A 1,008-nucleotide genomic window follows, 5' to 3' on the forward strand; every position below is an offset into this window, starting at 1 on the left:
GACCAATGAACAACATCGAAACCGCCGAGCAGCTCGCCGAGATCATCGAGACCACCGGCTGCGACCAGCGCTACTCCACCATGAGCGACGTCTGCGACGCCGTATCCGATGCCCTCGGCGACTACGCCGACGAACACGACGTCGCGGCAATCGCCGGCGAGACGTTCGCCTGGTACCGCGCCTACGACCCCGAAGCCAATGTCGAATGGCTGAACGACCAGGGCTACTACCAGGTCGTGACCGACGACGACTTCTGGGCCGTCTGCGCCAACCACGCGCTCTGACAGAACGAAGAAGGCCCCGACCCCACAAGGGGCCGGGGCCTTCCCCCACAGCAGGAGACCACACCATGCGCCAAGACGTCGACGCCGTCATGACCAAGACCGAAGCCCGCGAACGCGGCTACCTGCCCACCGCCGAGGTGCCAGCCCTCCTCGGTGTCAAGCGTGATGTACTTCAGCTCTGCCAGACCATGCGCCGCGAGGGCCTGCGCCCTATCCGCGTCGGCCATGCCTACTGGTGGAGCGTCGCCGCTGTCGAGGCGTGGGCTGCTCAGCGCCGCTGGGTCCGCTCCCCAGGCGCCCCGGCCAACCTATGCTCGGCCCCGGGGTGCGACCGCGACGCGATCTCACACGGCCTCTGTCTCATGCACTACAAGCGGGCGCGAGGCCCGCACGCCGACGAGCCCGCACCCCGCGTCGGCCAGCCCGTCGGCGCCGGGGTCTACGGACGCATCACAGAGGACGAAGAAGGACGGCTCATCTGCCACGAGTGCGGCAAAGCCTGCCTGAGCCTAGCCGCACACATCATGCGCACTCACGGCATGAGCGCCGCCGAATACCGCGAGGCCTACGAGCTGCCGCGCACAACGAAGCTCATCGCCGCCAGCCTCCGCGAGCGGACAGGGGCACTAGCAGCCAGCCCAGAGAACCTCGCTCGGCTCGCCCGCGCCCGCGACCCACAAGCAGCAGCCAACGCCCGCACTGACGACACATTCCGAGCCGTCAG

General features: G+C 68.3%; 2 protein-coding genes. Both read left to right on the forward strand.

Annotated features, from left to right (window positions below; translation table 11 throughout):
- On the forward strand, window positions 1–284 hold a 284-nt coding region (locus tag HMPREF1494_RS11575), incomplete at its 5' end, for a hypothetical protein (RefSeq protein ID WP_034520769.1).
- Between the two features lie 65 nt (window positions 285–349).
- The coding region (locus HMPREF1494_RS10990; protein WP_197017150.1) for a MucR family transcriptional regulator at window positions 350–1,008 on the forward strand (659 nt) is incomplete at its 3' end.

The sequence above is a fragment of the Bifidobacterium sp. MSTE12 genome (genome assembly GCF_000513015.1).
GTDB classification, from domain to species: domain Bacteria; phylum Actinomycetota; class Actinomycetes; order Actinomycetales; family Bifidobacteriaceae; genus Bifidobacterium; species Bifidobacterium dentium.